6 protein-coding genes and 1 pseudogene are annotated in these 2,799 nt (G+C 63.6%); 1 reads left to right on the top strand and 6 read right to left on the bottom strand.

Going from position 1 to position 2,799, the window contains the following annotated elements:
* Window positions 1-236 (top strand): annotated as a pseudogene (locus tag GUI70_RS24785) (hypothetical protein); the annotation flags it as partial.
* A gap of 48 nt (window positions 237-284) precedes the next feature.
* On the opposite strand, the gene GUI70_RS22380 reads toward GUI70_RS24785, so the two are convergent.
* From GUI70_RS22380 to GUI70_RS22355, 6 genes are all read right to left on the bottom strand, one after another.
* The gene (locus GUI70_RS22380; protein WP_161884481.1) at window positions 285-614 is read right to left on the bottom strand and encodes a DUF1064 domain-containing protein; all 330 of its coding nucleotides are present in this window, start codon (window positions 612-614) and stop codon (window positions 285-287) included.
* Window positions 611-835, bottom strand: a complete 225-nt coding sequence (locus GUI70_RS22375; RefSeq protein ID WP_161884480.1) for a hypothetical protein — start codon at window positions 833-835, stop codon at window positions 611-613. Before GUI70_RS22375 ends, GUI70_RS22380 begins: the two co-directional genes overlap by 4 nt.
* Window positions 836-894: 59 nt before the next feature.
* Entirely contained in the window at window positions 895-1,101 is a 207-nt protein-coding gene (locus GUI70_RS22370) for a hypothetical protein (protein WP_161884479.1), read from the bottom strand.
* Entirely contained in the window at window positions 1,098-1,451 is a 354-nt protein-coding gene (locus GUI70_RS22365; protein WP_161884478.1) for a hypothetical protein, read from the bottom strand. Before GUI70_RS22365 ends, GUI70_RS22370 begins: the two co-directional genes overlap by 4 nt.
* Window positions 1,435-2,034 (bottom strand): hypothetical protein, encoded by a 600-nt coding sequence (locus GUI70_RS22360; protein WP_237725120.1) that lies wholly within the window; start codon window positions 2,032-2,034, stop codon window positions 1,435-1,437. Before GUI70_RS22360 ends, GUI70_RS22365 begins: the two co-directional genes overlap by 17 nt.
* 208 nt (window positions 2,035-2,242) lie before the next feature.
* Window positions 2,243-2,799, bottom strand: a 557-nt coding sequence (locus GUI70_RS22355; protein WP_237725119.1) for a hypothetical protein, incomplete at its 5' end; no start/stop codon positions are given.

Raw genomic sequence — 2,799 nt, 5'->3', positions numbered from 1 at the left:
GTGCGCCGTTTGAAGCGCGTGCGGTTCATCTTCAGTGTTCGTTCCAGCCGCTTGTCGCTCACTCACCCAGCATAGCTACCCACTTTCGCAGGAGGTCTATTCAAGTGCTTGATTTTGAGGTATTTGCTGGCAGCTTGCCTGAGATTTCAAACACTTTTCTGGAATGTATTGCTTTCATCAACCAGCGGTACATCGCACGAGGTGACACATCCCGACTGAGTTTGATGCTGGAATAACTCTAGTTCTGCACTACGCAGTCAGCTTGCCGCACTTGGAACGCAACCTCAGCGCTTTGCCTTCCACAGCTCGAAATTCATCCAGGGGTAGGCGGCTTTGACCTCTCGGAACTTGATTTTGAAGCCTTCGGTTTCCATGCCTTTCACGTCCTCGGCAGTCACCCGGCCCCCGGTCCAAAAGATTAGGAAGTCGGCCACGTAGCGTGTGCCTCCCGGTAGATAGAACACCGGTTGGCGCATGAAGCCCACCACGTCGCCCGCTTTTTCCAGCAGTACGAGCTGGTCATAGCGGGCGGCCTCAGCTTTGCTTGCGAAAACGATCCTGTCGCGCTCGGTGCGGACAGCGCTGAACTTGTGGTGGGCAAACGGGCGGCTCACTGCCCTTCCAGCAGTGCCAGTCCGTCCGGCGTGATGACGTAGCGCGTACGCTCCGCCCGGCCTGTCACGGCCCACAGCCCACCCTTCACGAGCTGGCGGGCCAGCACGGCGGCCCGGTGCCACTCGACTCCGGCCTGGGCATGCAGGGCGCTCAGGTGAGCGAAGTCAGGCGCAGTCTTGGCGCTGGCGGTCAGCAGGGCAAGGGCGGCGGGGTCATTCACGGTGGGCCTCCTGTTGCGGTGGCGGTGCCTGCGGGGCTTCGGGCGGCTGCGAGAGCGGTTCACACGGCCCTCAGCACGCCGGACGGCACGATGGCTGTGTGACCGTCCGGCCACTGCACCAGAACGTTGGCGGGCTTGCTGCCAGCGCGGGGCACGGTCAGGGCCGTGCAGGCGGTGCCCCGCCGGGCGTCATCTCCCTTGCCGAGTTTCGGGCCGTAGCGGTACTCCTGGCCGACAGTGATCCAGCGGTACTTGAGCGGCTTCACTGGAGATTCTTCTGCCGCTCAGCTTCGTACTCGGCGCGCAGGCGTTCGAAGGCGCTGTCGCCGTCCAAATCCGGGTGCAGGCTCTTACAGGGGCGGCCCTTGTTCCACCGGATGAATCCTGAATAGCCGAAATCACCCGCCGCAGCGGAGTTCACGTCGATACAGTCCAGATATTCTTCTTCGGTCTGGACTTCATACAGCAGGCCGCCGCAATAGGGGCAGCCGGGCAGACCCACTGGCCCCCTGCCGATGCTGTAAATACCACCCCAGTAGGTGCAGCCTGCGCCGTACACGATCCGGGTATCTCGAAGTGCTCCAGTTGGCTGTGGGCGCTTACTCTTGCTGCTCATCGCTCTCTCCCTCGGTGATCTTGCGGTAGCTGTTGACAATCCCGCGCAGCGTTTCATCTGAAACCGTCAGGAACGCGCTGAACACCAGCTCATCCCGCTCGACGGCGGGCAGGTGGTCCAGACCCAACAGTCCGAGGCGTTGCTGCACCCGTTCTCGGAGTCCAGCGGCCTCGGCGCTCATTGACCGGCCCACCATGCCCACGTCAGCCAGATTCGCCACGTCCCTGAGCGTCCCAGCACTGATGGCCTTGTCGATTTCCAGCACGGTTACGCCCTTGTCCAGCGCTCGGGCGGCTTCGATCAGATCGGTCTGATCGGCCTGGGTGCTCACCCCAGCTTCGAGCGCGAGGCCACTTCTCCACAGCCTCCAGGCGGTTGTGCGGCTGATCCCGGCGGCTTTGCTGAGCGCGGTGCTGAAGTCGCCGTGATGCCCGGCGGCCAGCCAGCGCAGGTGTAGGGCGCGGGCCTCGCGGGCGCGGTCTTGCATGCTGCGTTGCGTAGCCTGGAAGCGCTGCCCCCACGCGGCCATCTCTTGCTCAAGGGTCAGGGCGCGGGCTTCCAGGCGGGCAAGGGGGGCAGTCATGCCTGTACTCCCCGGCGCTCAGCTTCGTGTGCGTCAACCGAAAGCGCTGCAACAAGACGGCACAGCGCCGGGTGCCTGGCCGCCGTGCGCTTATGCAGCTGGTCAAGGAAAAGCCCGCGTACTTCCCGCTCTCCCTCCCACCAGTACGCAGTGCGGAGCAAAACAGAGACGGCCCGATTTGATACGCGGTCCCGCAAGCAACGGCGCTTCATGCGGCCCTCTGCTGCTCAAGGTGCAAGCGCAGCGCCTCGGTGTACCGGCGGCGCTTGGGGTTCGCCTGCCCTTCGAGCCAGGCCAGCGCCTCAGCGGGCCGGACATAAGCAGCGTGGAAGGCCACCCGGTCACGAACATGCGGCAGGCCAGATTGAATCCACTTGCGCGGCAGTGACGGCGAGGTGCCGCAGGCGTCGGCCAGATAATCAAGCGTCACGAAGCCGCGTGGTTTCCCTCTGGGAGCCACTGGCACGGGAATGGAGCGCACCTCGGCAGGGTCGTAGCGGATCATTCGGCCCGGCACGCCGCTCACCCGGTGCGGCGTCAGGCCGTGGTCTTGTACCCGGCGCATGAACATCCGCCAGGTAATGCCGAGTCGCTGGGCCGCTTCCTTCGAGGAGAGCCAACCCTCGCGCTGCACCTGCTCAACGGTGATGGTGGGCCGGGTACGGTGACTGAGATGTTGCGGTTTACGAAAAAGCTGTCCAGCACGGCTTTGCACCTCAGAATGAGGGTGTGAACGCAAAGGAAACTCGTGCTGGACAGCTTTAC

Source organism: Deinococcus alpinitundrae (genome assembly GCF_009982895.1).
In the GTDB taxonomy this organism is placed as follows: Bacteria; Deinococcota; Deinococci; order Deinococcales; family Deinococcaceae; genus Deinococcus; species Deinococcus alpinitundrae.
This window is presented reverse-complemented; position numbering and strand designations above follow the sequence as displayed.